General features: G+C 61.2%; 2 protein-coding genes. One reads left to right on the top strand and one right to left on the bottom strand.

All coding sequences use genetic code 11. From position 1 onward, the window contains the following. Positions 1-618: 618 nt before the first annotated feature. Entirely contained in the window at positions 619-1,752 is a 1,134-nt protein-coding gene (locus tag AC6UAL_RS09490; protein ID WP_500683139.1) for a DUF4339 domain-containing protein, read from the bottom strand. A 265-nt stretch (positions 1,753-2,017) separates the two neighbouring features. Between AC6UAL_RS09490 and AC6UAL_RS09485 the strand changes: the two genes are divergently transcribed. Then, entirely contained in the window at positions 2,018-4,024 is a 2,007-nt protein-coding gene (locus tag AC6UAL_RS09485; RefSeq protein WP_500683138.1) for an ATP-dependent helicase, read from the top strand. The last annotated feature ends 154 nt before the right edge of the window (positions 4,025-4,178 follow it).

The following is a 4,178-nucleotide window of genomic DNA, read 5'->3' as shown; positions in this document are numbered from 1 at the left end:
CGGCGGCGGAACGACTGCGGCCTCAGGCTCCGCAGGGGGCGGCGGGACGACCGCAGCCTCAGGCTCGGCAGGCGGCGACGGAACGACCGCGGCCTCAGGCTCCGCAGACGGCGGCGGGACAACCGCGGCCTCGGGCTCCGCAGGAGGCGGCGGGACGACCGCAGACTCAGGCTCGGCAGGCGGCGGCGGAACGACTGCGGCCTCAGGCTCCGCAGGGGGCGGCGGGACGACCGCAGCCTCAGGCTCGGCAGGCGGCGGCGGGACGACTGCGGTCTCGGGCTCCGCAGGGAGCGGCGGAACGACCGCAGCTTCAGGCTCTACAGGGGGCGGCGGAATGAGCGATTCATCCAATGCATGGGCAGACTCCTCAAGCCGAGGTGATACATCTGACGAGGTTGCGACATCTTGTTCGCGGTCGTCAGGGTATTGGTCGGCGTCAGGTGGAGGTGGAGGGAAATAGGGCATGAGAAGATCAAACGGTAGCATTCCGGCCTAGCCGGCGTTATTTGAGCGTGGCGAGTGTCGATATTGAACGATATCGAGTCCGAATGAATCGCAAGCGGAGCTTGCTCTCTTGCAGCGGCGCGGTACAAACGGCACGGCCTCAGCCGAGCGGAGTCAGTCGCGGGAGGAGCGATCGGGCAGCGAGAAGATGGCGTCGAGCAAATCGGCAATCCATGAGCCAAGCCCCAGTATTATCCACGCTATCAGCGGTATGTGAATGTAGATGAAAGCTTGCAACAAGTTATCGAGAGCCTTGAAAACGGAAACTCCGCCGGACTTACCGAAGGAAAACAGCGTGATATTCTGGGCATCGAGCATGACAAAGAATATCAGCGAAAGAGCGCCCGCAACGATGAGAAGCGGAGCAAACACCTGAAGAGATGCCGCGTACGAACGGATCAGCAGTCTAAAGTAGTTATTGAATTCACGACCGGGTGAAACCGCCGCCGGCTTGACCGTCACCAGAACTTTGTCGGCATTGAAATTGAGGTAGCTCATGCACACGAGGATCAGGAGCGACGCCAGCGAGAGGAAAAAGTCGGAGAGCTTGCCCGTGAAGAGGTAAAACAAGCAGACCAACAACGTTACCAGGCCAAAAATCGAACAGATGGCACCGAGGAAGCGCGGGAAATGGACGGAACTCATGACGATTCGCTGTCCGAGAATCATCGCGTTCATGTTGCGGCTGATCTGGTAAATCAGATACTGAAGGATAAAACCGTACAGGATACTGCCGAGAAGAACCGGGACGAACAGCCACATCGTCAGTTTGCAGGCCACGGCAATACCGGATAACACGATGCACAGCCAGATGAGAGCACCGGTAATGCCGGAGATTTTGCCGAGCAGTCCGCAACGAGCCTCCTCTCCGTCCGGAACCCACGAGGGCAAGCGGAACAGCTTGTTCAACAAAGCGTCCACGCGCTCATTCAGGCCGGCAATGAAACCGAAGAAGGACGCAAGACCGCCTCGTCTGGAGGGCGACTCGATTGATGACGCAGCCGCGGGTTTGGGCGCATTCTCGGAATCTGCAGGTGTCGGCGCAGAAGCGGGCGCAGGCGCAGGCGCAGGTGTCGGTGCGGGAGCGGGTGAAGAGGGACGCAGAGCTGCGTAGGTGCTCCAAGTGGAGCTTCCTTCCTCAATAACGGGTGTCTTGGGAACGATGATCCCCTCTTCCGCGAGTTTGTCGAGAGTGTCGGCGTCAACGGGGCCTTCGGGCTTTCCGGCTTTGCTGTAGAAATATCTCATAGGTATCAAGTCTAACTCTAGTTAGTGTTATCACACCCCCCTCATTTTGTCAATCCTTTTTTCATCAGTTTATAGGCTCTCTTTATCCTACTAATGACGCATGATATCTATGCGTCTTTTCTTGTGTCGGTGAAGCGAGTTTCCGGCTCAGCGACGCAAGGCGGCAAAACTCGCGCGGCGGATTGCATCAGCCGTCAATCGGCTGCGTAATATCGTCGCTTTGCACTTGCTAATCCGAGCGACTTCTGCTAGGATGCGCGCCGTTTTGGCAGAGAAGTTCGACATCAGCAAGCTCAATCCGGCTCAGCGCCGGGCGGTCGAGACGCTCAACGGTCCCGTGCTCATCCTCGCCGGTGCCGGTACGGGCAAGACGCGCACGGTCACCTGCCGCATTGCCCACCTCCTTGAAAAGGGCGCCAACCCGCGCGGCATCCTCGCGCTCACCTTCACCAACAAGGCCGCCAACGAGATGGCGGACCGCGTTGCGGGGCTTGTCGATCGCCGCGCTGCGCGGCAGATGACGGTCAGCACCTTTCACTCGCTCTGCGTGCGCATCCTGCGGCAGGATATCGGACGGCTCGGCTACAAAGAGAATTTTTCGATCTACACGGGCAGCGACCAGACCGGCCTCATCAAGCGCCTGATCATGGAGCAGGGCGGTCGGCAGGAGAAGCTGGAGCCCGGACCCGTGCTCGCCGAGCTGTCGCGCGCCCGCAACAGCGGCCTTCCGATCGATCAGATTGAGGACAGCCTCATCGCGGCGGTTGCCAAGGCTTACGAGCGCGAGCTGCGCGCCCAGAATGCGGTCGATTTCGACGATCTTCTGCTGCTCACCGAGCGCCTGCTGCGCTGCTACCCCGATGTGCACGACAAGTGGAACCGCCGCTTCGACTACATCACCGTCGATGAGTTTCAGGATACGAACTCGCTGCAGATGAGCCTGCTGCGCCAGCTCGTCGGCCCGGCGCACAACGTCTGCGTCGTCGGGGACGACGATCAGTCCATCTACGGCTGGCGCGGGGCGCAGATCTCGAACATCCTCGAGTTTGAGAGCTTTTTCCCGAACCCGACGGTCATCAAGCTCGAAGAGAACTACCGCTGCACGCGGCAGGTGCTCGACTGCGCCAACGCGCTCATCCGCCACAACATCGGGCGGCGCGATAAGACGCTGCGAACCGACAAGGTGGGCGAGTACCCCGTGCGCCTGATGGCGATGCCGGGCTCGCAGGAGGAGGCGGAGTTCATCGCCGATGAAATCGACTGCCTGCGCCGCCGCCGGCAGCTGCCTTGGGAGTCTTTCGCCGTGCTCTTCCGCGCCAACGCGCAGAGCCGCGCACTGGAGATGGCGCTTCGCGAGCAACACATCCCCTACCGCATGGTGGGCACCAAGAGCTTTTTCGACCGCCGCGAGGTGAAGGATCTCATCGCGTATTTGCAGGTGATGGACAATCCCGATGCCGACTTGCACCTGCTGCGCATCCTCAACACGCCCGCTCGCGGCATCAGCCCCAACACGGCAGGCTTCGCCATCGACTGGAGCCGCGACAACAAGAAGAGCCTCTGGGCAACGCTGCTCGACCTCTCCTTTCTCTCCGAGTGCTCGACGCGCTCGCAGAACGCCATCGGCAGCTTCACCGATCTCATCACGCGCTTCGGCACCGAGTTTGCCGAAAGCGAGCGTCCCTTCGCCGACATTCTCGCCGACCTGATCAAAGAAATCGGCTACGAGGAGCACCTGACGCGCGCCTGCAAGACCGACGACGAGCGCCTGCGCCGCCTCTCGGCCATCGACGATATCAAGACGGCGCTGCGCCAATTCTGGCTGCCGGGGCACAAGCTCACCGACTTTCTCGCCGGCATCAGCCTCGACGACGACCGCGATGAGGACGACATTGAGAAAAAGAGCGGCGTCTGCCTCATCACCATGCACGCCGCCAAGGGGCTCGAGTTTCCGCACGTCTACATCGTCGGCGTCGAGAACGGCCTGCTGCCGCACAACCGCTCGGTCGACGAGGGCAACCTCGATGAGGAGCGCCGCCTCTTCTACGTGGGCATCACGCGCGCCCAGGAGCGCCTGACGATGACCTACTGCGCCCGCCGCAGCCGCTACGGCAAGGAGGAGCGCTGCGCGCCCTCCTGCTTCATCGCCGAGATTCCCGACAAGCTCTACGAGTTCGTCGACTACGACAAGCTCATGAAACAGCCGTCGAGCACGGAGGCCTGCGAAGAGTTCTTCAGCGACCTGCGCTCCCTGCTCAGCGACGACGACTGACGACGCCCCCTTCCCCCGGGCAGCTCGGAGCAGAGTCGGAGGGCGAGCGTATGTCGACATGCACGCGGAAACGCAACGCGGGTCTGTTTCAGATCCGCTGAGGCTTTGAGCAGCCTCGGATGACAAAAAAAGTAGCAATTCAGCCTTGCTTGTC

Source organism: Candidatus Parakkermansia intestinigallinarum (assembly GCF_944389695.1).
GTDB classification, from domain to species: Bacteria; Verrucomicrobiota; Verrucomicrobiia; order Verrucomicrobiales; family Akkermansiaceae; genus Akkermansia; species Akkermansia intestinigallinarum.
The sequence above is the reverse complement of the archived record's forward strand: the minus strand, read 5'-3'. Positions and strand labels throughout refer to the sequence as shown.